The organism is Pseudomonas sp. R4-84, from assembly GCF_054130985.1.
In genome coordinates this window covers 3129640-3152566 of the sequence record NZ_CP096390.1, presented here as the reverse complement: position 1 = coordinate 3152566, position 22927 = coordinate 3129640, and the positions used below count along the sequence as shown (strand labels likewise).

Annotated in this window: 21 protein-coding genes; 11 read left to right on the top strand and 10 right to left on the bottom strand. The window is 59.2% G+C overall.

Annotated features, from left to right (window positions below; translation table 11 throughout):
• Positions 1-23: 23 nt before the first annotated feature.
• The 4 genes from M1D68_RS14130 to M1D68_RS14115 all read right to left on the bottom strand — a co-directional run bounded on the left by M1D68_RS14130 (position 24) and on the right by M1D68_RS14115 (position 4202).
• Entirely contained in the window at positions 24-971 is a 948-nt protein-coding gene (locus M1D68_RS14130; protein ID WP_457967217.1) for a glycosyltransferase family 2 protein, read from the bottom strand.
• 101 nt (positions 972-1072) lie between these two features.
• Positions 1073-2377, bottom strand: a complete 1305-nt coding sequence (locus M1D68_RS14125) for a CitMHS family transporter (RefSeq protein ID WP_457967215.1) — start codon at positions 2375-2377, stop codon at positions 1073-1075.
• Positions 2378-2428: 51 nt separating this feature from the next.
• Positions 2429-3157 (bottom strand): ABC transporter substrate-binding protein, encoded by a 729-nt coding sequence (locus tag M1D68_RS14120; RefSeq protein ID WP_457967213.1) that lies wholly within the window; start codon positions 3155-3157, stop codon positions 2429-2431.
• 1 nt (position 3158) lies between these two features.
• Complete coding sequence (locus tag M1D68_RS14115) at positions 3159-4202, bottom strand: Ldh family oxidoreductase (protein ID WP_457967211.1); 1044 nt, start codon at positions 4200-4202, stop codon at positions 3159-3161.
• A 95-nt stretch (positions 4203-4297) separates the two neighbouring features.
• Here M1D68_RS14115 and M1D68_RS14110 point away from each other — a divergent pair, with 95 nt between their 5' ends.
• From M1D68_RS14110 to M1D68_RS14100, 3 genes are all read left to right on the top strand, one after another.
• Entirely contained in the window at positions 4298-5185 is an 888-nt protein-coding gene (locus tag M1D68_RS14110; RefSeq protein ID WP_457967209.1) for a LysR family transcriptional regulator, read from the top strand.
• A 219-nt stretch (positions 5186-5404) separates the two neighbouring features.
• On the top strand, positions 5405-5830 hold the full coding sequence (locus tag M1D68_RS14105; RefSeq protein ID WP_457967207.1) for a YciI family protein: 426 nt from the start codon (positions 5405-5407) through the stop codon (positions 5828-5830).
• A gap of 23 nt (positions 5831-5853) precedes the next feature.
• The gene (locus M1D68_RS14100) at positions 5854-6261 is read left to right on the top strand and encodes a VOC family protein (protein ID WP_420763671.1); all 408 of its coding nucleotides are present in this window, start codon (positions 5854-5856) and stop codon (positions 6259-6261) included.
• A gap of 102 nt (positions 6262-6363) precedes the next feature.
• Here the strand turns inward: M1D68_RS14100 and M1D68_RS14095 are convergent, their stop codons facing one another.
• Positions 6364-7800 (bottom strand): amidase, encoded by a 1437-nt coding sequence (locus M1D68_RS14095; protein WP_457967205.1) that lies wholly within the window; start codon positions 7798-7800, stop codon positions 6364-6366.
• A 116-nt stretch (positions 7801-7916) separates the two neighbouring features.
• Between M1D68_RS14095 and M1D68_RS14090 the strand changes: the two genes are divergently transcribed.
• Both M1D68_RS14090 and M1D68_RS14085 read left to right on the top strand, forming a co-directional pair.
• Entirely contained in the window at positions 7917-8489 is a 573-nt protein-coding gene (locus M1D68_RS14090; protein WP_434559245.1) for a TetR/AcrR family transcriptional regulator, read from the top strand.
• A 27-nt stretch (positions 8490-8516) separates the two neighbouring features.
• Positions 8517-9419 carry a LysR family transcriptional regulator gene (locus M1D68_RS14085; protein WP_434702033.1) on the top strand — a complete coding sequence of 301 codons (903 nt, stop codon included), beginning with the start codon at positions 8517-8519 and terminating at the stop codon, positions 9417-9419.
• Positions 9420-9499: 80 nt separating this feature from the next.
• Here M1D68_RS14085 and M1D68_RS14080 read toward each other — a convergent pair whose 3' ends face one another.
• The 3 genes from M1D68_RS14080 to M1D68_RS14070 all read right to left on the bottom strand — a co-directional run bounded on the left by M1D68_RS14080 (position 9500) and on the right by M1D68_RS14070 (position 13672).
• Entirely contained in the window at positions 9500-11056 is a 1557-nt protein-coding gene (locus M1D68_RS14080) for a TerC family protein (protein WP_434559243.1), read from the bottom strand.
• A 271-nt stretch (positions 11057-11327) separates the two neighbouring features.
• On the bottom strand, positions 11328-12689 hold the full coding sequence (chrA, locus tag M1D68_RS14075; RefSeq protein WP_434559241.1) for a chromate efflux transporter: 1362 nt from the start codon (positions 12687-12689) through the stop codon (positions 11328-11330).
• Positions 12690-12802: 113 nt separating this feature from the next.
• Positions 12803-13672 (bottom strand): NmrA/HSCARG family protein, encoded by an 870-nt coding sequence (locus tag M1D68_RS14070; RefSeq protein WP_457967202.1) that lies wholly within the window; start codon positions 13670-13672, stop codon positions 12803-12805.
• A 117-nt stretch (positions 13673-13789) separates the two neighbouring features.
• Between M1D68_RS14070 and M1D68_RS14065 the strand changes: the two genes are divergently transcribed.
• Positions 13790-14665 (top strand): LysR family transcriptional regulator, encoded by an 876-nt coding sequence (locus M1D68_RS14065; RefSeq protein WP_434606115.1) that lies wholly within the window; start codon positions 13790-13792, stop codon positions 14663-14665.
• Positions 14666-14684: 19 nt separating this feature from the next.
• Here M1D68_RS14065 and M1D68_RS14060 read toward each other — a convergent pair whose 3' ends face one another.
• On the bottom strand, positions 14685-15038 hold the full coding sequence (locus M1D68_RS14060) for a hypothetical protein (protein WP_420763678.1): 354 nt from the start codon (positions 15036-15038) through the stop codon (positions 14685-14687).
• 405 nt (positions 15039-15443) lie between these two features.
• Here M1D68_RS14060 and M1D68_RS14055 point away from each other — a divergent pair, with 405 nt between their 5' ends.
• The 3 genes from M1D68_RS14055 to M1D68_RS14045 all read left to right on the top strand — a co-directional run bounded on the left by M1D68_RS14055 (position 15444) and on the right by M1D68_RS14045 (position 18613).
• On the top strand, positions 15444-16859 hold the full coding sequence (locus M1D68_RS14055) for an acyclic terpene utilization AtuA family protein (RefSeq protein WP_434606112.1): 1416 nt from the start codon (positions 15444-15446) through the stop codon (positions 16857-16859).
• Positions 16856-17164 carry a DUF4387 domain-containing protein gene (locus M1D68_RS14050; protein WP_420763680.1) on the top strand — a complete coding sequence of 103 codons (309 nt, stop codon included), beginning with the start codon at positions 16856-16858 and terminating at the stop codon, positions 17162-17164. The genes M1D68_RS14055 and M1D68_RS14050 overlap by 4 nt, the downstream gene beginning before the upstream one ends.
• A gap of 75 nt (positions 17165-17239) precedes the next feature.
• Positions 17240-18613 carry an MmgE/PrpD family protein gene (locus M1D68_RS14045; RefSeq protein WP_457967199.1) on the top strand — a complete coding sequence of 458 codons (1374 nt, stop codon included), beginning with the start codon at positions 17240-17242 and terminating at the stop codon, positions 18611-18613.
• 41 nt (positions 18614-18654) lie between these two features.
• Here M1D68_RS14045 and M1D68_RS14040 read toward each other — a convergent pair whose 3' ends face one another.
• Positions 18655-19860, bottom strand: a complete 1206-nt coding sequence (locus M1D68_RS14040) for a citrate synthase (RefSeq protein WP_434559231.1) — start codon at positions 19858-19860, stop codon at positions 18655-18657.
• A 259-nt stretch (positions 19861-20119) separates the two neighbouring features.
• Here M1D68_RS14040 and M1D68_RS14035 point away from each other — a divergent pair, with 259 nt between their 5' ends.
• Entirely contained in the window at positions 20120-21409 is a 1290-nt protein-coding gene (locus M1D68_RS14035) for a CitMHS family transporter (RefSeq protein ID WP_457967197.1), read from the top strand.
• Between the two features lie 91 nt (positions 21410-21500).
• Positions 21501-22898 (top strand): OprD family outer membrane porin, encoded by a 1398-nt coding sequence (locus M1D68_RS14030; protein ID WP_457967195.1) that lies wholly within the window; start codon positions 21501-21503, stop codon positions 22896-22898.
• Positions 22899-22927 lie beyond the last annotated feature (29 nt).

Below are 22927 nucleotides of genomic sequence, written 5' to 3'. Positions count from 1 at the left end.
GTCCTATCCGCACTTGAGCTCTCTTACCGTGGATTCCAGGTTTGTCCAAGCCGGTTAGTCGCGTGGCGAAGCACCACCAGGCCGAATCGAAGCCAGACCCCGATGATCACGCTGACCCATAGGACGGTTGGGTACTTGCGACGGAAAAACTTGCGATAGAAACGCAGGAACCCCAGGTGTTTGTGCCACTCGACGAAATAGGGACGGTGACGGCTGCAGCCGCCGAAGACGTGCATTACCCGAGCATCCGGCACGAACAGAACGCGCCAGCCGGCCTGATGGAACCGCATGCACCAATCCAAGTCCTCGCAATGAAGAAAATAATCCTCATCCCAAAGCCCGACGCTTTCGATCGCTTCGCGCTTGACCAGCATGCAAGCCCCGGAAATGGCCTCGACGGCAACCGGAACGCGGGGCAGCGGCTCCTTGTGCAGTAAAAAATCGGACAGCACCGATGGGAAAAGGGCCGAGAGCCGCGAAAGGCCGAAGGCCCGCATGAAAGCTCGCCTGGGCGTTGGAAACACCCTGCGCCCACCCGCTTGCTCGCTGCCGTCCGGATTGCACAGGAAGCCGCCGACCATGCCGATCCCCGGTGAGCTGCGCAGTGCCTGCAGCATGCGGTCTATGGCATCGGCGGCGAGCTCGGTGTCCGGGTTCAGGAAAAGCAGATTGGACGCCTCCGACAGGCGGGCACCTTGGTTGCACGCCGCAGCGAAGCCGAGGTTGGTGGCATTACGGACAATCTGAAGCGAGCCGGTCGCAGCGTCGATTCGCGCAAGCAGCATCAAGCTGTCATCGCGGGAGTCGTTGTCCACCACGATCACCTTGGAGGCACCGGCCGCAAACGCCGACCTGACACTCGCCCGCAAAAGGTCGCCGGCATTGTAGTTGACGATAATCACGTCACACTCGCTGTGTGGCGATGGCTTGGCCCATTCATCTATAGCGAGCAGTTCCACTGCTTCTGACATCATCACTCCATGAAGACCTGGATACGAAATAGATCGCAACTACTCAGGTCTTTATTGACGATAGCAGTTCCATTAACTTCGACCAGTTTCGTCTTGGGCCGTCAGGTAAACAGGCTTATGGCCCCGGTAAGCAACGACAAGCCCGTCATCAGAAGCGAAAGCAGCACCGCCCACTTGATCGTGCTTTTCTGGAAGTCGCCGAGGTCTCGATCGATCATGCCGACCAGCAACAACGTCGATGCCACCAGGGGACTGATCTGATGCACCGGCTGGCCGAGCACCGATGCCCGGGCAATTTCAATGGGGCTGATACCGTAGGCCGCCGCGGCATTGGCGAGGATGGGGACGACACCAAAGTAATAGGCATCGTTGGACAGCAGAAACGTCAGCGGCATGCTAGTGATCGCAACCACCAGCGGAAACAGATGGCCCCAGGAAGGAGGAATGGTGTCTACCAACAGCTGCGCTATCGCATCAACCATTTTCGTGCCGGAAAAAATGCCTGCGAATACCCCCGCTGCGAACACGAGCAACACAACAACCATCGCGTTGCCAGCATGAGCGAGCATCCGTTCTTTTTGCAGGTTCAGATGCGGGTAATTCATGATTAGGGCGATCACGAACCCCAGCAGGAAACTGATCACTGAGTTCAGCAGCCCCGTGACGAGGCAGACCATGACTATCGATACGAGCACCAGGTTGGGAAGCACCATCCTGGGTTTCTTGTGGTCCCCCTGGCCGAGGATGGAATCGATATAGCAGTCATCTCCGCCGCTCGACAGGGTCACTACACCGATTCGCCGAAGTTCGCGCCGCCCCAGCACAAACGCCACGTAAAGCACGCCCACTGCGCCGGCCGCCATGGTTGGCAGCAATGGAATGAAGAACTCGGCGGCGTCCAGTCCGAGCACCGCGATGACACGGGTGGCGGGTCCGCCCCAAGGCGTCATCCCACCCATTACGCTCAATGACAGTACGCAGATGCTGGCCAGGATCATGGGGTTCATCTGGATGCGCTTGTACAACGGCAACATCGCTGCGCAAGTAATCATGTAAGTGGTCGTGCCGTCGCCATCCAGCGCGGTGGTCAACGAGAGAATGGCCGTACCTATGGCGATTTTCACTGGGTTGCCGTTCACCACCCGCAGGATCGTCTTGATCATCGGGTCGAACAGGCCTGCGTCGAACAACACACCGAAGAACAGAATCGCAAACAGTAACAACGCTGCCGACGGCGCTACCATCTTGATGCCGTCGAGCATCATCTTGTCGGTCGTCAGCGCAAAGCCGGCAATAATCGAAAAGATCACCGGTACGACGATCAATGCGACGATGGGCGAGAGCCGTTTCGACATGATCAGGTAGGTAAATGCCACGACCATTGATAAGCCAAGGAATGCCAACATGTCAGATACTCTTGTTTTTATTGGATAGGGCGAAAGTGGTGTGCGCGATTGTCAACCGGGGACGGTGGCCCCAACGATGCCGTGGCGCTTGATGGCCTCGGCAACGAAGCCGCTGGCCTTGGCCTGCTCCACGAATTGTCGCAAGCGCTCGGCGGCTTCCTTGCCATAGGCATGGGGAACGCCCATGGCCTGGCGGATCTCCATGAAACGCTCCGGCAACAGGCGCAGGCCGGGGAAGCGAGTGGTATCGAACTCCAGCTGTTGCTTCACGCCGGCTGCCACGTCGGCGCCCTCGGCGAGGAAGGTATCGACGACGGTTGGCGAAGTCGGTGAGCGAGTGATCGTGGCGTGCTTGAGTTCGCGCGTCAGGTACAGGTCATAGGCGCTGCCTTTGCCGACCACCACTTCGATACCTGGCTGGTCCACCTGAGCGATGTCCTTGAAGTGCGAGTCATCCCTGACCAGGTAACAGCCCTCGATCACCACATAAGGTTCGGTGAAGGCCAGTTGTTCGGCCCGAACCGGGTCGATGGCGAAAAAGCCAAAGTCGGCGCGGCCTTCTGAAACCGCCGCCACGGACTCGCCGGCGCTGTTGAACACCCGCAGTTCAAGTGGCAGCCCGAGCTGGGCCGCAAAGGCATTCGCCAGATCGACCGATACTCCGGCCGCGCGACCGGATTCGTCCAGGCGCGCGAGGATGGGATTGCCCACGTTGATCGAAGCGCGCAGCGCGCCGGTGGGGTTGAAGAGGGTGGCAAGGTTTTCGTTCGAGGACATCATGTCAGGCCACCCGGTTTGCGTATTGATCCAGGAGCTGTCTGGTGGTGGCCTCTACCGGGACACCTTCCTGCAAATGGCGCCGCATCTTCTTCAGTTCGATCTCCCCCGGTACGATGACGGGCGAGGCGGGATCGACCGCCGGGCTTTGGTGCAGAATGTCGGCAAAATCGATCATCCGTTCCTTCAGCCATGCCGTGGAGCCAAGGCGTGCGGTGTCGATCAGAATGAAGAAGTGCCCGAGGTTCTGAGGCTCATCCGGCGCATCGACCCAGGATTTCACATGGGTCAGGTAGGCCGCGTTCGAGAGCAACCCGGCCAGCAGGTCGACCACCAGCGCGAGCCCATAACCCTTGTGGCCGCCGATGGGTAGCAGGAAGCCGTCCAACGCCGCGCGAGGATCGGTGGTGGGCCTACCGTTGGCATCCGTTGCCCAGTTATCCGGGATGGTCTCCTGGCGCGCGAGTGCGTTGCGGATCTTGGCGCGCGCCACCACGCTCATGGCCATGTCCAGCATGAAGTGATTGCCATTGGGGTTCGGTACGCCGAAGCCCAGAGGGCTATTGCCCAGGCGCGCATCACTGCCACCCGAGGGGGCAATGGTGGTCGTCGCGTTACTGCCGATGATGCTGGCGAAACCCTGCTCGGCGGCGATGTACGAGTAAGGCGAGATGGGCCCGAAATGATTGCTGCCTCGGGCGAGGACCAGACCTATTCCGAACTGCCTGGCGATCTTCATTCCGACTTCGAGCGCCGTCATGCCGACCAGAGGGCCAACGGCGTTGTGCCCCTCGACCCGAGCAATGGCAGGGGCAAGCGTTTCCACGGCTGGCTCGGCTGAGGCGCTGATACCACCGGACTGGAGGCGCTCCCCATAAGACTCGACGCGGCTCAGACCGTGGGTCGTCAAGCCGAACAAGTCGGCCAGCACCAGCACCTCGCAAACGTGCTCGGCAGCCTCTTGCGTAAGGCCCAACCCTTGAAATGCCTGGCATCCAAGTTGGCGTAGATCTTCAACCGCGAGAGTGGGTTCGGTTTTGTGTTGCATGGAAAATGCCCTATTGGTTCGACAGAGTTGACAGGTTGAAGGGCGCTGATTAAAAAGAGAAATGCAAATAAAAGTTTGATCTATGAGGAAAATGCATGAATTTCGACCTCGCCGATTTGCGCGGTTTTCTCGCCGTAGCGGACCTGGGAAGTTTCAGCGCAGCTGCGCAAGCGCTGCACCTGTCGCAATCCGCGCTGTCGCGCCGCGTCGATAAGCTTGAGTCGGCGTTGGGGGTGCAGTTGTTCGAGCGCACCACTCGTCGGGTGGAGCTCTCCACAATCGGCCGTGGATTCCTGCCACGAGCGCGCAACGTATTGAACGAACTGGAGAATGCCCTGATAGGTTTTCATGACCTGGCCTACAGGCTTTCCGGAGAGGTCACCATCGCCTGCGTACCCTCTGCGGTGGCGTATTTTTTGCCGGACGTCATCCGCCAATACCACGCCAAATACCCCGGCATCCGGGTGCGGGTCATCGATGAGTCGTCGTCTGCGATCCTGACCGTCGTGGCCAGGGGAGAGGCGGATTTTGGGTTGACCTACATAGGCACCCAAGATTCGGACGTAGTGTTCCAGCCGCTGCTGGAGGAGTCGTTCGTGGTCGCGTTACGAGTCGGCCATCCATTGACCGAACGTGAATCGCTGACGTGGGACGACCTGACCGAGGTGGACTACATCAGCCTGGCGCAAGGCAGCGGCAACCGCTTTCTGATCGACCAGGCCCTGGCCAATCGCGATGTCCGGCCCCGGTCGTTCTGTGAAGTCAAGCACGTGCCGGCGCTCGTCAGCCTGGTGGAAGCAGGGCTCGGCGTCGGCGTGGTGCCCAAGCTGGCCATGCCGGCGCAAGGGCATGCGACCTTGGTCACGCGCCCGCTGATGGATCCGGCGATCAGCCGGACCTTGGGGCTGATATCACGTCGCGGGCGAACATTGTCGCCCGTCGCGCAGTTGCTTTTCGACCTGCTGATAGCGATCAAGAAGTAACGATCTGCTGCGATACGCCGCACATATGGCAATTCCGGGCCCAGGCTCGGGGCCTTGCCAGGTTCAAGCGTCGCGCTTGGCGAAGATGCTCCAGCGGTCTGCATAAGCCATCTGAAAAATAATCGAGCAACCTTGTCGATTTCGCCTGCCCCCATTCGATTAGTCATGAAGCCCTCTCACGGACGGCTCAACAGTCCTCTACTCTAAGGAGATTCGAGCATGCGATTTATGGTTATCGTCAAGGCCAGCCCGGAATCGGAAGCCGGGGAAATGCCCAGCGCGCAACTTCTGGCCGCCATGGGCGCTTACAACGAAGAGTTGGTCAAGGCCGGGGTGATGCTCGCCGGTGAAGGCCTGCATCCCAGTGCCCAGGGCGTGCGCGTGCGCTTTTCCGGTAAGGACCGGAGCGTCGTCAAGGGCCCCTTCGCTGAAACCAGGGAGCTGATCGCCGGTTTCTGGATCTTCCAGGTCAATTCATTGCAGGAGGCCATCGACTGGGTCAAGCGTTGCCCGAACCCGATGGTCAGCGACAGTGAAATCGAGATTCGCCAGATCTTCGAAGCCGAGGAGTTTGGCGAGTCCTTTACCCCCGAGTTGCGCGAGCAGGAAGATCGCTTGCGGGCTCAGATGTCTGGTCAACAATGAAACGGTGAAAGGAGAAAAGCACCATGAAAATCATTCCGTACCTGACCTTCGACGGCCGCTGCAAGGAAGCCTTTGCGTTGTACAAGGAGGTGCTTGGCGGCGAACTGTTTTCCATGTCCTTCGCCGACGCGCCAGAGGACGTGGGCATGCCCAAGGACCCAAACCTGATCATGCACGCCTGCCTGACGGTCGGCGATTTCAGCCTGATGGCTTCCGACTGCCCGCCTTGCCAGCCGTTCAGCAAGCCGCAGGGCGTGTCGGTTTCCCTCAACGTCGACAGCGCGCAGGAGGCTGAGCGACTCTTCAAAGGCTTGAGCGAGGGCGGCCAGGTACAAATGCCATTGGCGCAGACATTCTGGGCGGAACGTTTTGCGATGTTCGAAGACCGTTTCGGAGTGGCCTGGATGGTCAATTTCGAAGGGCGGAAATAAACCGGGTCGCGTGCAGCCAAAAAAAACCACTCGAATGAGTGGTTTTCGCTGTGTGGACTTTATGTTTTCAAGTTGAAGCCGTCGCGGTGTAAGCCCCCCGCGTCAAAGCTTCCCAGCCCAAACCTCGGGTTTGCGTCCAGCCCAAGGCAACACACCCTCCAGCTGTCCCGCCAGACGCAGCAACCTGTCTTCCCGACCAAAACCCGCCGAGAACTGCATGCCGATTGGCAGGCCGGTATGCGGATCGAACGCCAGTGGCATGGACATGGCAGGGGACCCCGTCACGTTTGCCAATGCGGTGAACGGCGAATGGCTGAAGACCCGATCCATCCAGCCCCTGCCATCCAGGAACTCCTGGCCTTCGTTATAGTGGCCAATGGCAGGAGGCAGCGCTGGCAGTGTCGGGCTCATCAAGATGTCGAAGTTGCAGAAAAAGCTGCCCATGCTGCGAGTGACGAGGTTCCTTGAATGCATGGCCCCAAGCAGATCGATGGCAGTGAGTTCACTGCCCATTCGATGCAGCGAAAGCGTGGCGGGCTCCAGTGTGCTGTCATCGACGGGCCGGCCGGTTGCCGCTGCGATGGCATTGATCCAGGCTGCGGTGTTGGCTGACCAGAAGCGGGCATTCATTTCAACGAAGGCGTCCCAGCTCAGGCCGATGTCCAGGCGGATCTCTTCCACACGGTGCCCCAGGCCTTCGAGCTGGGCGGCAACCTGGCGAGTGGCTGTCGCGACCGGCTCGGCGCAGCGAGTGCCGTTCAGCGGATGCGGGAGCAGGCCGATGCGCAGTGACCCGGGGGCGCGATTCAATTCGGATAGATAGGGCTGCTGCGGTCTGGGGATCTCAAAGGGATCACCCAGGGCGGCGCCCTCGATGGCATCCAGTAAAGCAGCGCTGTCACGCACGGTTCGACTGACGACACCGTGCACCGCAAGCCCGGCCCATACTTCGTCCACCGCCGGGCCCATCGCAATCCTGCCCCGGCTGGGCTTGAGCCCGAACAGTCCGGTGGCGGCGGCGGGTACGCGGATAGAGCCGCCGCCATCGGTGGCGTGCGCCGCCGGTACGAGGCCGGCGGCTACAGCGGCGGCCGAACCACCGCTTGACCCGCCTGCGCTGCGACTCAGATCCCACGGGTTGCGTGTCGGCCCTGAAAATACGGCTTCGGTGGTGGTGCTGGCCGCCAGTTCCGGCGTGTTGGTCCTGCCGAGGGTCACCAGTCCCGCTTGGCGCAAGCGCGTCATCAGGGTGGAGTCTTCGTCGGCGATGCATCCGGCGGCCAAGCGACTGCCCAGCTCATTCAGACGCCCTTTGGCGGTCAGCCCGAGGTCCTTGACCAGGAACGGCACGCCCTGGAACGGCCCGGACGGAGCCTCGGGTTCAGTTTCCCAAACCTCTACCAGCCCATTGATTTTCGGGTTGAGCTGTTCGATAGCGGACAAGGCCGCGGCCCGGACTTCATCCTGGGTGACGTGACCGTTGGCGATCAGCTCAGCCAGGCCCAGTGCATCGTATTCGGCGTATTCAGCGCTTTTCATCACATTTCTCCGAGCCAATTGCCTGGCAAAAGCGTTATGATTTACTCGTCGGTATCGAGTGATACTGATTGGTATAGTAAGATACCGTCGAGTATCGATGTCAAGCGGAGAGCATCATGCGGCCCGAACGTATTCCCCAGTTAGCCCCCAAAGAAAGGATTCTCGATGCTGCCGAGGCGCTGTTTTTCAGCGAGGGCATCAGTCGGGTGACGGTGGATGCCATCGCGGCGAAGGCCAAGTCGACCAAGATGACGGTGTACCGGCATTTCGATTCGAAAGACGCGCTGGTGCTTGAATGGCTACGTTTGCTCGTCGAGAAATATGCCGAGGTCTTCGAGGCGCTGTCGGCGCAACACATCGACGATCCCAAGGCGCAGATTCTCGGGTTTGCCGAGTTCATCGCCCACGACCTTTCGGCGTCGTCATACAGGGGCTGTCCATTCACCAATTCGCTGGCGGAAATACCCGAGCCGGCCAATCCCGCCCGCGTTCTGATCGAGGAACATAAAAAGCGTCAGTTCTTGCGATTGGTCGCGCTCTGTGAAGAGGCTGGCCTGCCCGAGCCGGACGAAGTGGCAATGGAGCTCACGTACCTGATGGAAGGGGCCCAGGTCGTTGCGCAGAACAAAAGCATCGAGGACGTCGGCGCAAACCTCATGACGATGGTTCGGAAAAAAATTGCTGGATAAACCGAGAGACATGACAGCGTGAAAAGAATCATTCGAGTCGATGATCTCCAGGTATTCGTGACCACGACGGATGCCGGAAGCTTTTCAGCGGCAGCACGGTTGCTGGACATCTCTCCGGCATTGGCCAGCGTCGCGGTGCAACGACTCGAGGCCAGCCTGGGGGTGAGGTTGTTCGTACGGTCCACCAGGCGGCTGCGTTTGTCGGATGACGGCGAGCGGTACCTGAGCCACGCGCGGCAGGCGCTGGAGGCCTTGGAAAATGGGGAGCTTGCCCTGGCCCAGGGGCGCGATGAAATTTCCGGGACGCTGCGCTTGTCCATGCCCTCGGACATCGGCCGCAACCTGCTTCTGCCATGGCTGGATGAGTTCCAGCAGTTGCATCCCAAGGTCCTGTTGCAGTTGCGCGTCAGCGACCAGGTGGCTGATCTGTTTACCGAACACCTGGACGCGAGCATTCGTTATGGCCAGTTGGCTGATTCAAGTCTCGTGTCCCTGGCGCTCGCGCCGTCCAACAGACGGACGGTGTGTGCCTCGCCCGACTACATTGCACGCCATGGCCGCCCAGAAACGCCCGGCGAGCTGAGCAGGCATAATTGCCTTCGTTATGTGATGGGCGAGCAGACCTTCGAACGCTGGAGTTTCCAGACGCCGCAGGGGGTGGAAACCGTCCAGGTGCTGGGCAACCGCATCAGCGATGACGCTGACATCGTCAGGCGTTGGGGGGTGTCGGGACTTGGCGTCGTCTACAAATCCAAGCTCGATGTGATGGACGATATCCGCAGCGGGCGCCTGGTGGAAATCTTCCCGCCGGACTATGGCCAGCCCGCGCCGCTGCAACTGGTGTGCGCCCACCGGACCTCGCTGACGCCGGCGGTCCAGGTGTTGAGGGCGTTCCTGGTGGCGCGTTTCGAGCGTTACATCAGCGGGTGAGCGACAGCGCGGCAGCACATACCCTGGCTACCGAACGGCCATGGTATGCGCTTCGCGGCCGCCGGCCCCGGACAATCAGGTCAGCCCTGGTCCTCGACGCGTAACAACACCCGGGTCACCCGCCGCTCTTCCACCTCGACGACCGTCATGCTCCATTGCTCCCAACGCAGGCTATCGCCGATGATGGGCAGACGGTCCAGCAAGCTCATCACCAAGCCGGCGAGCGTTTGGTAGTCCTCCGTCGCTTTCGCCTGGAAGCCGATATGTTCGCGGACCTGGCTGAGATTCAGGGCGCCGCTGACCAAAAAACCTCCCTCCTGGGCGACGATGTTCGGACCCTCGATTTCACTGGCATCGGGCAGTTCCCCGGCGATGGACTCGAGAATGTCAGTCATGGTCAACAGGCCGACGAAATCGCCGAACTCGTTCACCACGAAGGCGATGTGGGTTGACTCCTTACGCATTTGTTCCAGTGCGTTGAGGATCGTGAAACTGTCCAGCAGGTTGATGGCCTTGCGCGCCATGGCTTCCAGATTCGGCGGGTTGCCCGCCAGCATTTCCTTAAGCAGCTCTTTCTTGTGGACGAAGCCCAGGGGTTCGTCCACGCGACCTTCGCGGATCAACGGCAAGCGTGAATACGACGAATGCATCAGTGTCGTACGGATTTCTTGCGCAGTGTTCGCCAGGTCAAGGTGATCGATCTGCGCGCGATGAGTCATCACGCTGCGTATCGGGCGCTCCGCCAATTGCAGCACGCCACTGATCATCACCCGTTCCCGTCGATGGAAAACCTGTTCGGGTTCTTCGCCGGCCAACATGTCGGCTATTTCCTCGCCGACCTCGTCGGGGCCGAGCTTCTGGCCGCCCAGCAAGCGCATCACCGCGTGGGCGGTACGCTCGCGCATCGGCCGCAGACCCTGTAGGCTTTTCTTGCGCCGCGAGCGTGCCAACTGGTTGAACAATTCGATCAGGATCGAGAAGCCAATCGCGGCGTACAGATAGCCCTTCGGAATGTGGAAACCCAATCCTTCGGCGGTGAGGCTGAAGCCGATCATCATCAGGAAGCCCAGGCAGAGCATGATGACGGTCGGATGACTGTTGACGAAGTGGGTCAGCGGCTTGCTCGCGATCATCATCAAGCCGATGGAGAAAATCACCGCGATCATCATGACCGACAGGTGCTCCACCATGCCCACGGCGGTAATCACCGCATCCAGGGAAAAAACCGCGTCCAGCACCACGATCTGCGCGACGATGGGCCAGAACAACGCATAGGCAGCATTGCCGGAGCGTTGCGCCACGTGGCCTTCGAGACGCTCATGCAGTTCCATGGTTGCCTTGAACAACAGGAACACACCGCCGAACAGCATGATCAAGTCTCGGCCCGAGAACGTCTTGCCGAAGATTTCGAACAGCGGGTTGGTCAGGGTCACCATCCACGAAATGCTCGCCAGCAGGCCCAGGCGCATCAGCAATGCCAGGGACAAGCCGATGACACGGGCACGGTCGCGTTGTTCGGGGGGAAGTTTATCGGCCAGGATGGCAATGAAGACAAGGTTATCGATGCCGAGCACCAGCTCCAGCACGATCAACGTCAGTAGGCCCAGCCAGGCCGTGGGATCAACGATCCATTCCATGGTTTATTTGCTCCCTCGACCGGTCAGTGCGAGGGCAAGAGGCTGCGACGAGCCTGCCCAGGGCGCGGCGACGGGGGAGAGGCGGTTGTTCGTTGAACGGCGACTGGGAGGTTCCTGAAGGGTTTTCATACAGACCTGAGGTTAAATGGGGAAGAAATCCTACAACGGTTTCCAGCGCTTCCCACGAGACGATTTATTACAGAATCTGACGAAGCAACGGCGAAGCGCAGCAAACCGTGTGATTTTCATGGCGGGTCGGGCCAGCATCAATCTAGCGAAATAAGTGGACGGCCAAGCCAACAAGCCCACAGCCGAGCAATACCTGGATCACGCCACGCTTGAAGCGAAACAACGCAATCGCCGCCCCGATCGCTATCAACGCCGAAGGCCAGTCGAGGCTGCCGCTGAACCCGGTTGGCCAGAGCACGTGGTAACCAAAGAAACACGCCAGGTTGAGGATGACCCCGACCACCGCCGCGGTGATGGCGGTCAGCGGCGCGGTGAACTTGAGCGCGTTGTGAGTCGATTCCACCAACGGCCCGCCCGCTAGAATGAACAGGAAGGAGGGCAGGAAGGTGAACCACGTCACCAACGCTGCCGCAACGGCACCGGCCAGGAACACTTGATCGGCGCCAAACACTTGCGAGACATACGCCCCGATGAAACCTACGAAAGCCACGACCATGATCAGCGGCCCGGGGGTGGTTTCGCCGAGCGCAAGGCCGTCGATCATTTGGGTCGGAGTCAACCAGCCGTAATGGCTGACCGCGCCTTGGTAAACATAGGGAAGCACCGCATACGCACCACCGAAGGTCAGCAGCGCGGCCTTGGTAAAGAACCAACTCATCTGGGTCAGCGTGCCTTCCCAACCAAACAGCGCGGTCAGGGCGGCCATTGGCAAGGCCCACAGCACGGCGCCAATCAATCCCAGCAATGCCAGCCTTGGCCAACTGAACCGGGCATGCTCTGGCGTGGGTGTCTCGTCATCGATCAGGGCCGGGCCGAATGACTTGTTGGCGGCGCTGTGCCCACCAACCTGGAATTTTCCTGGTGCCAGGCGGCCACCGATGTAACCGATCAGCGCCGCACCCAGCACAATCAGCGGGAACGGAACATTGAAAGCGAAGATCGCCGTGAACGAGGCGGCGGCGATGGCCCACAGCCAATTATTCTTCAACGCCCTGGAGCCGATTCGATGCGCCGCCTGCACGACGATCGCGGTCACTGCTGGCTTGATCCCGTAGAACAGGCCGGCCACTACCGGAACTTCACCAAAGGCGATGTACACCCAGGACAAGGCGATCAGGATGAAAAGAGAGGGCAATACAAACAGGGCGCCGGCGATCACGCCGCCCCAGGACCGATGCAATAGCCAGCCGATATAGGTCGCTAACTGCTGGGCCTCCGGCCCGGGAAGCAACATGCAATAGTTGAGGGCATGAAGAAAGCGTCGCTCGGAGATCCAGCGCCGTCGCTCGACCAACTCCTGATGCATGATCGAAATCTGTCCCGCTGGGCCGCCGAAGCTGATGAAGCCCAGCTTCAGCCAGAACCAGAAGGCGACGCGCAAGCTGATCGGTTCAGGTCTCGCAGGATCATGTTCAAGGGCAGATTCGGCAAGCTTGGGGTTCATGGGCGATAGCTTGGAAAAGTGAGGGTGCCGCTACAGTATCGGCTGCATATGAAATTGAAAGCTATTTGTCGCAGGCCGGTGAAAGGTCATCGCCTCCCACCGGCAGCGGTCGTTCAAGCGCCGCCGACGGCCTCGCGAACAAAGTCTTCATAGCTGCGCAACGGACGGCCCAGAATGGCTTGGAGTCGCTCCACCGTTCCTGCCTCGGCTTGCATGCCGAACGCCTGGATACCGGCCATCATCAGGCGCATGTCGTAGGCCAGCCAGGCGGGGCCGAACGACGCCATCTGGGTTTCGAAGCCGGCCACGTCGTCACCGCCATAAACCACCTCCCGGCCCAACGCCGAACCCCAGGTTTGCGCCACGGCCGCGCCAGTCAGGGCCCGGGGGCCGACCAGTTCCAGCGTGAGCCGTTCCAGGGCAGCGGGTGCCCGGTCGCGTCGCAGCAATTCGGCGACGGCGATGTCGGCGATGTCTCGCGCATCGATCATCGAGACCCCGGCCGAGCCGATCGGCATCGGGTATACGCCATAGTCCTGGATGGTCTGCCGGACCATGAGCTCGTTCTGCATGAAATACGCCGGACGCAGGATGGTCGCCGGCATGTCGAGGCTTTCGAGCATGCGCTCCACCGTATGCTTGCCGGTGAAATGCGGGACATTGGTGAACCTGTCGGCATGTATCACCGACAGGTAGACGATGCGCTCGATACCGGCTTCACGCGCCAGGTTGAGTGTGATCAAGGCCTGTGTCACTTCGTCCGGCGTGACGGCGTTGAGTAGAAACAACGTGCGTACCGACGCGAGCGCGGCGCGCATCGAGGCTACGTCGGTCAGGTCGCCAACGACTTCCGTCACGCCAACCGGGAAGTCGCGCTTGCCGGGCTGACGCACCAGGGCCTTCGCTTCGGCGCCTTTCTCGGCAAGTCGTGTGGCGATGAGAGAACCGATGGTGCCCGTGGCGCCGGTGATCAAGATGCTCATGTGAATCTCCTGTCGCTGATATCAAGGAATGGCATTGCAGTGACCAGACGATAGGGCGTTGCAGGTATAAAACGAAGGCGCCAGAATGCAAACACCTCGTTTCAAAAATGGAACAACATGAACCTGAATGCGCTCATTGATTTCGCGCTGGTCGCCACCAACGAAGGATTGGGCAAGGCAAGCCGCGCCAGCGGCCGGTCGAAAGCCACCTTGTCGCGGCGCATCGCCGAATTGGAGGAACAGCTGGGCGTCAGGCTGATCGAGCGTAGCGCCCGTGGCCTCAAGCTTACCGAAGCCGGCGAAATGCTGATTGCCCGGACCGAAGGGCCGCTGGGGGAGGTGATCGAAGCCATGACGGCGACCCAGGAAGGCGTGTCGACGCCTAACGGACGCTTGCGGGTGGCGGCGCCGGTCCTGTTTTCCCAATTGACGATGGGGCGCATTGGCGCGGATTTCTGCGCGGCCTATCCGCAGGTGACGATCGATGTGCGGGCGGAGGACCGCCTGGTGGATCTCGTCGAGGAACAATTCGACGTCGCCATCCGAGTCAACCCAAGCCCGGACAGCAATCTCGTCGGACGTTGCTTCGCCAAGGACCGGTTGGTGGTCGTGGCCGCGCCTGGCGTGGCCAAGCCTGAACCCGGAGCGGTCAGGCCTGTTCCCAGTATCGTGCCTTCCAATTTCCAGCCGACCCACTGGAATCTCGATGATGGGCGCTTGATCCTGGAGCCCATCCCCAAGCTGTGGTTCTCTTCCTACCTGATGATTCGCGACGCCGCGGTCGCGGGTGGGGGCGCCGCGCTGCTTCCGAAATCGATTGCCTGGAATCAATTGGCCCGCGGCGAGTTGGTCCAGTGGGGGATGGTCGCAAGCGCCGAGCGACAGTTGTGGGTCCTGCACACCTCCAGGCGCCTGGCGGCGCCGAAGGTTCGCGCGTTTGTGGACTTCCTGTGCGCCCGTTACCCGGATATGTCATTGACACTGGAAGGATAACGGAGCGGTTTGCGCCCACTCAAGGTAAGGGCTGTTCCTTGACCTTGGTTGAAACGACCGCGTCGTAACCGCCCGGGCTCTGCACTTCGTCGGAGACCCATAACCGCTCGCTGCGGCATTTGTATTTCACGCCTTTGCGCGGTGCCATGACTTGCGCGCTTTCAATACACATCTGTCTGGATGCATAGGTCGGCCCGGGGTTTCGCTCTTCCACACAGCCTTCCATGCCACTACAGATCCTCATGACAAGAAAATAGACAGTCATCATCCTAATGTTGCTCCAGCGAGCGATGCGGTTGGTTACGTCCTGTGTCAGCGCGGTTTTAGCGCCTGAACGCACAGCGATCATGCGGCGGATGATGAGCCCGCTCACAAATCTTCAGCAATGGGACATCAGTGCCATCTGTCGGAAAAATGGCGCTTCATATAAAAGTTTTTATAGGAAGGTTTTTTGTGACGGATTGTTGACGTCACGGAGGGCGTCATGTCGCGCTTTTTCCCGTCCCTTGAAGCGATGGCTGGGAAGAGCTACGGGTGGGACAAAAGGCCGTTTTGAACGTGTTGCCATGTGCGCTTCGAGCGCCTTCGAACAGATATCTGAACTTGATTTTTTTCTTCGTTAGTTATGCAGGATAAACACGATTAATCATTAAAGGTTATCTTGCGGTAGCCTTCCGAGAGCATTAATTCGCAGGGCTATATGGACAAAATCTGTCCACTTGTCAACGTAATTGCAGCCCCTATTATTGGCGCACTGAGTCGCCAAGAAGAGGGTGTCATGAAGCAGTTATTTGAAGGTTGTGTAAAAGTGATTGTCCCCTGTGGTTCATTGGGAGCGGGTGTACGAGAAGAAGAAATTGCTTATGGGCTGGCGGCGGGGGCGCAAGTAATTGCCACGGACGCGGGTTCAACCGACAGCGGCGCGGCTTATCTTGCCCTTGGCAAGTCGAAGAATAACCGAGGCGCGGTCAAGCGCGACCTGACTATTCTGATGAAGGCCCAGGCGCAATCCGGCGTGCCGATTATTGTCGGGACTTCGGGGCAGGCGGGCGGCGATCTGAATCTTGATTGGACGCGTGATATTGCCTTGGAAATTGCCGGGGAGTTGGGTGTGTCACCAAAGATTGCGCTCATTTATTGTGAGCAAGACAAGCAAACCATTAAAAAGCTGAACGCTGAAGGTCGTATCAAACCATTGCCGCCCCACGCCGAGTTGGACGACGCGACAGTGGACGCCTGTGAGCACATTGTCGCTGCCCTGGGGGTTGAACCCTTCCTCGCCGCGCTGGACGCGGGCGCCGATATCATATTGGCCGGCCGTTCGACCGACACAGCCGTCATAGGCTGCTATCCCATTTGGAAAGGCGCGCCATGGGGACCGTCCTGGCATGCCGGCAAGACCGGTGAATGCGGCGTGCAATGCGCCGTCAACCCGACGCTAGGGTCGGGGATCCTGCTCAGTGTTGACGCGAACGGCTTCGAAGTCGAGCCGTTGAGCCTGGACAACCAGTGCACGCCCCATAGCGTATCGGCCCATATGCTCTACGAAAACAGTGACCCGTTCCGGTTGTTGGAGCCCGGCGGAATCTTGAACGTGGCCCAGGCGCGCTACACCGATTTGAATGGGCGCGCTGTTCGGGTAGAAGGCTCGCAATGGGAGCCGATGCCTTACACCATGAAGTTGGAAGGCGCTGCCGCCGGTTTGTACCAAACCATCATGCTGGTGGGCATCCAGGACCCCGATGTGCTAAAGGACATCGATGGTTTTCATGACCGTTTGCTGGACGCGCTATATAAGAGAACACGTCAGTCGATTCCCGCCGAAGAGTTGGGCGAGTTTCATATTTCCCTGCGCATGTACGGGTGGAATGGCGTGACCGGTGTCAAACCCGCAGCAGGAACGTTACCGCCACCGGAAATAGGGATGTTGTTTGTCGCCACGGCTGCAACGCAGGAAATGGCCAATACCATTGCCCAGGCGTGTAATCCGTACTTCTTCCATTATCCAAGCGTGATGGGTAAGGAGTTGCCTTCCTATGGGTTTGCCTTTACACCGGCCGATATACCTCGTGGGCAAATATTCGAGTTCAAGTTGAATCACGTGGTGCAACTTGAGAATCCCCTTGAATTGGTTCGTTTGAAGTGGATTGATCTGTCGGACACCACAATAGCTGTGAAGGAACTTGCACAATGACTAAGTTGCGTGATGTATGCCGGCACGTCCGATCCAAACAAGCGGGGCCGTTCTGGGTTACGTTCGATATCTTTTTCAACGGACGCGAGAATTTCGAACGTTATTCCAATTGCGCGGCACTCTCGCCGGCTCAATTCGCAACGCTCTACGGCACCGACCCGGAACGGGTCAAGCGCATCCCGGTGCCGGATCTGGAAATGGTCAAGATCTCCTATCCCCGTGCGACGCCCCAGGGCGGAATGGTCGAGCGCGACATGCACGCCGGCCAGCAATACGTCCGTCTGCTTGACGTGATCGTCGACTGAGGCCGGGCGCCCGCTCGAGCCTTGATTTGTGCGCCTCATGGACGAGGACCGACCCCCTGTTTACCCGAGGTAACTATGACGGACCCGACCGTTGCGATGCGCCTTGCGCAATATGCCCATGAATTTCGTAGCCAACGCCTGCCCGAAGACATCATCAAACTGGTACGCCAGCGTTTCATCGACAGCCTGGCGTGCATACTGGGCGCCTACGGGGCTGACCCGGTCAAGGCTGCCCTCTGTTACGCCGCTGCAAACACGGCGCAATCATCCAGCGTATTCGGCACCAACCTCAGAACAACGACGGAAATCGCAGCTTTCGCCAACGGCTTGATGGTTCGTTTCCTGGACTACAACGATGGCTACATGGGCCTGGAGCCCGGCCATCCGAGCGATAACATCCCGGCCTGCCTGGCGGTGGCGCAAGCCGAAAACGCATCCGGGGCTGAGTTGGTCTCGGCCATCGTCCTGGCATATGAGATCCAAATGCGCTTGCAGGATGTGGCGAGCCTGAACAAGCGTGGCTGGGACCACGTGAACTACATCAACGTCGCGATGGCGGCGGCGGCTTCCAACTTGATGAAGCTGGACGTGGCGCAGACCGAGCAAGCGATCAACATCGCCCTGAGCGGGCATTTGGCGATGCGGCAAGTGCGCAGCGGGTCGTTGTCCGACTGGAAGGGCTGTTCCGCGGCCAATGCCGCTCGCAACGCGATTTTCGCAGCGCAACTGGCGCGCCATGGCATGACCGGGCCGTCGCCGATCTTCGAAGGCGAGATGGGCTTCTTCAAACAGATTAGCGGACCGTTCGACCTGGACATCAGTCGTTTCGGCACGCCCGGCAACGGCGACTACGCGATACGGCGCTCGCTGACCAAGACGTTTCCCACCAATGGCGAATTGCACACGGCCGTCTGGGCCGCGCTGGATATCCGCAAGCGGATTGACGGTGTGCAGGACATTGCCGCCATTTCAATCGAAACGTCTGAATTCAACCGTCGGGTACTCGCCGATACCCCAGAGAAATGGCTGCCGAAAACCCGCGAAACGGCTGACCACAGCCTGCCTTACAACGTCGCCCGGGCCTTGCTCGATGGCGATATCACGGTCGGCTCGTACGCCGCAGAAAAGATCGCCGACCCCGCAGTGATTGCCTTGATGAAGAAAGTCAGCGTCGTCGAAGATCCGGCGCTCACCGCACTGTTTCCGCGGCACCTTGCCAACCGTGTTTGCGTAACCCTGAAATGCGGCGAGCTGGTCGTGAGCGAGATGATCACCGGTCCCGGTTCGGTCGAAACGCCAATGACCGATAGCGACTTCGAGCGCAAGTTCCGGCGCATGGCGATGCCGCATCTCGATGCATCGGCACAGGCTGCGGTGCTTGGGTTCGTGGCGGGGCTCGAGCATCAAACCGAGTTCGAGACATTGTTTGCGGCGATGGTTGTCTCCTAGGGTCGCCAGCGCCCCAATGGCATCGCCAACGAATGCCCCAATCAGCGGCGTCCGGTATCGGTCGCCGTTGGCAGCGTCCCGGTGTAGCGAGCGCGAGGGCGGCCCTCGTGGTGTTGGTTGTATTGCTCGCTGGCGTGGGCGATCCAGCCGATGGATCGACCTACGCCTCCCAATGAAATTTCCTGCCCGCGCAATCCCAGTTTCCTGCCGATGAAGCTCACCATGAGAATGAATTCCGGTGGGTACGCCACGAGCTCCGAGGCCACCGAGAAGGCTTTTTGCAGCTTGATGAACTCACTGTCGCCATCAAAGGCAGCCGTGAGCGCCGCCAAAAGATTGCTGGCACGCGGGTCGTTGATCGAGTGGACATTGGGACCGAACCCGACAATGTGTCCGTCCTGGTTGTAGCGCTGCAAGATCGGTCGCGTAGGGTCCACGGCGGTACAAATCTCTTCGATCATCCGACTGGCGGCTTCATTCCTGCCATAGGCGATTTTATGGCCCCGTGCGGCGGCGAGTGCAGCGATGACCGCGTAGTACGGAGTGGCGCCGGTAGTGGCGGCGACGCGGACGCTGTGGGTAGTGTGATCCAGCTCATGGTCGATACTGAGGATCAACAGGCGCCGGATCAGATCGGCGTGGGCCGGCGGGGCGCCGCACGACTGGGTGATGAACTCATGCAGGGGTTGCGTACTCGGTTCGGTCGCCCCCACGACCAACGCGGCAAACCACCTCACGACATCGGCGCCTGTACGGGCGTAGCTGTCCGGGGAAAGGTCGAACGCTTTGGGATTCTCTCGCTGGACCAAGGGGAAAAGCGCGATGGCTTTTTCCTGGGCAGACATGTGCTCGTAAATCTGCAACAGCTTGGCGCTGTCCTTCGGCGTGCGAGGCAGCGAATCGCCGAACGCCGAAGGCACCTGCCATATCAACTCGGCCACCTCTTCGACGGTGGCCCGGTCCGCGAGCTCGACGACGTCATGGCCACGATAAAACAGCCCATCATCGGTGATCAGCGTAATCGCACTGTCCGAGGGCGATGAGCGCTTCGCCACGGGTTTCTCCGCCGCCGGGACCTTCACCAGCCGCTGAATATCCTCGGCCCAATAGCGACGCTTGGGCGTCCCGGCGATTTTGATGGAGCGGATATTCTTGCGACTGACGTAGGCGTACAACGTCGGCAGGCTGATCCGGAGCAGGGCGGCTGCCTCGTCTGCCGAGAGGTAAAGGCCTTCTTGTTCTGGCATGACGGGCCCACTCGGGTGATTGGAAGTCGTACATGTTTATTAGATGTGCAGTCAGGTCGTCAATGTGTATTGGTGGATAAATTTCAACACGTGTTTTTTAGACGACCGATGGCGGGATAGGCCCGATTAAGCCGGGATGTTGACGAAAAAAATCAAGATTTACAGCGTTTCAGCCCCTATGTAGATTTCGGCTGCGCAAGAGTTGTTCACATTGATTTTTCGATGCATCGATAACAATAAAAACGAAAAGGTGAAACGCATGGCTTGGTTAGGTTTCGCAATGGACGTCACGTTTATGGCCTTGATCATAAGCAAACGACTTTCTGCTGTGACGGCACTCATCCTTATTCCGGTTGCCTTCGGGCTGGCCAGTGGGGCAGGACCGGAACTGGGCGCGATGGTGATGAACGGCGTCAAGCAAGTTGCGCCCACCGCGTTGATGCTGATGTTTGCAATCCTGTATTTCGCGATCATGTTCGACGCCGGGCTCTTCGAACCCGCCGTGAGGAAAATCCTGCGCCATGTAGGAAATGATCCTCTTAAAGTCGTACTGGGCACTGCATTGCTGGCCACCGTCATCTCCTTCGACGGCGATGGCGCAACGACTGTGCTGATCGTCACGACAGCGTTCCTGCCGCTTTACCTGCGGCTGGGGATGAACCCGCTGATCCTGGCGTTGATGCTTTTGCTGACGAACACCGTGGTCAATCTCATCCCTTGGGGGGGACCGATCGCCCGCGCCGCCAGCGCCCTTCACCTTGATGTGGCAGAAATGTTCCTGGGGCTGGTGCCGGCGATGCTGGTGGGGCTTGCCTATGCGTTTGCCGTGGCGTTCTGGATAGGCCGCAAGGAGCGGCGCCGCTTGGGATGGACGCCCGGCACCCAGGACGCCGCACCGCAGGAGGTCGCTTTGCCGACCGTACACGCCGAAACCCATCGGCCGAAACTCTTCTGGGTCAACCTGGTGCTTACCGCGGGGCTCATGTACTCCATGGCCACAGGGCTGGCACCCTTGCCGTTGCTGATGATGGTGGGTTTTTCCCTGGCGCTGCTGATCAACTATCCACGCTTGGCGGAGCAGAAGGCTAGAGTCGCGGCTCACTCGGAAAGTGTGCTGATGGTCATCGCGCTGATATTTGCCTCAGGTGCGTTCACCGGCATCTTGTCCGGCACCGGGATGGTTGATGCCATGTCAGGGAAGATCGTCCAGCTGATTCCCGACGGCGGTGGCCAATACTTCAGCATCATTACTGCGCTGGTGGCCTTGCCGCTCAATTTCCTGCTGTCCAATGACGCGTTTTTCTTCGGCATCTTACCGGTGCTGGGGGCCGCGGCTGCCGAATATGGCATCGACCCGATGCATATCGCTCGCGCGTCGGTGCTGGGGCAACCGGTGCATGCATTGAGCCCTTTGGTTGCAGCGGTCTATCTCATCAGTGGAATCATCAAGCGCGACATGGGCGACATGCAACGCTATTGCCTGCTCTGGGCGATCGGCAGCAGCGTTGTCCTGATTGTAACGGCAGTTATTACCCGGGCGATTTATTAATTAATTAATTAATTAGTTCGCTGCGCCGAAGTTCAAAGGACGCCAGTTCGCGTCTGCTCACGTCAAAATAAAAATAATAGAGAGGTGGTCGATGAAATCGATTAACGCCGTCGCTATGACGTTCCTGTCGACATTGTTAATGTCTGAAATTTGCCTTTCGGCAACCATCAGTGATCCTGACAGGTTCCAGCATGAAGGGAAGTTGAATGCTTATCTTCGTTCGGTCTATATCAATACGCGTATCGCCAACGATTTGATCGAAGACCGCTTTGGCGGTTTTCCGGACGGTGCCGAGCTGGGTGGCACAGGCGTCGGTGCGATCCTGGATTACAACTCCAGTTATTGGGCCGGGGTTGTAGGGATTGATGCCTCTTTGTATGGCGTGGCAATGATCGATTCAAAAGACAATGGCCGAGACCTGTTCGACGATACTGACGGCACCAACGGGGGCTTTGCCAAAGTTGGACAGAGTTATTTCAAGTTGCGTTACGAGGGCAACGGCTGGAATGCCGATTCCCAAGTAGGTCGGGGGCGGTTCGACGCCGGAACGTTGGTCACGCTGGACACTCGGATCGTGCCCGGCTCCTACCAGGGAGGCCGCGCCCATTTGAACTTCACCGAGATGGGAATCGGTCCGCTTCCTGGCACGTTGGGGTTCGAAACCGCCTATATCAACCGCACCTCGCCTCGGGACAGGGAAGACTTCGAGCACCTGCTGAGCCAGACGGGCGAGGAAATCAAGGATCTGTATACCTACGGCATCAATTACGACTTGAAAGCTGTCGAGCTGGGTTACGCCCACGGGGTGGCGCGGGACTTCAATGAAAACACCCGTTATGGGCTGACATTAAAAGCGCCGCTGGGCGACAAAGCCGGTGTGGTATTGGACACCCAATATTATGAGTTCCAGAAAGCCGGGCGAATCTGGGAGCGTGACTGGGAGGCGGGTGAGGCGGCTTACGATGATGACGCGACATGGTTGAATATCAACCTGGGTTTATTGCTCGATAAACTTCGCCTGGGTCTTTCTTTTTCCGAGACCCAGGCAAAGTTGAGCAACGGGCAACTGGGTTATGCCTACTTCGACCACGGCGATAATGTTGACGGCCGGATGGATGCCTGGACACGCTCCGGCAATGATTTCAATAACGACGGTGAGCGAACCTGGCAGATTGGCGCCGAATACGACTTGGGCGGGCATTCTTTATTGGGCGCTTCGCTGGATGGTTTCAAGGTCATGACTATTTATAAACAAGGTGAGTTTGATGCGACCGACCCGTTCAGCGGTCGACGCACCGACGTGACCGAGCGACAAAATGAATATCGCCTCTACTATCGCTTTGACGAAAAAGAATACGCAGGACTTTCCGTGGGCCTGATTTATATCAACTACCGGATTAATCAGGACTTCGTCGCACTGGTTTCCGCTCAACCCGATAACGTGGTGAGCGGTTCGGAAGCGCGGGTCTATCTGGACTACGCATTTTAGAAGTTCAACCGCTCTATCGAGAGGCTCGA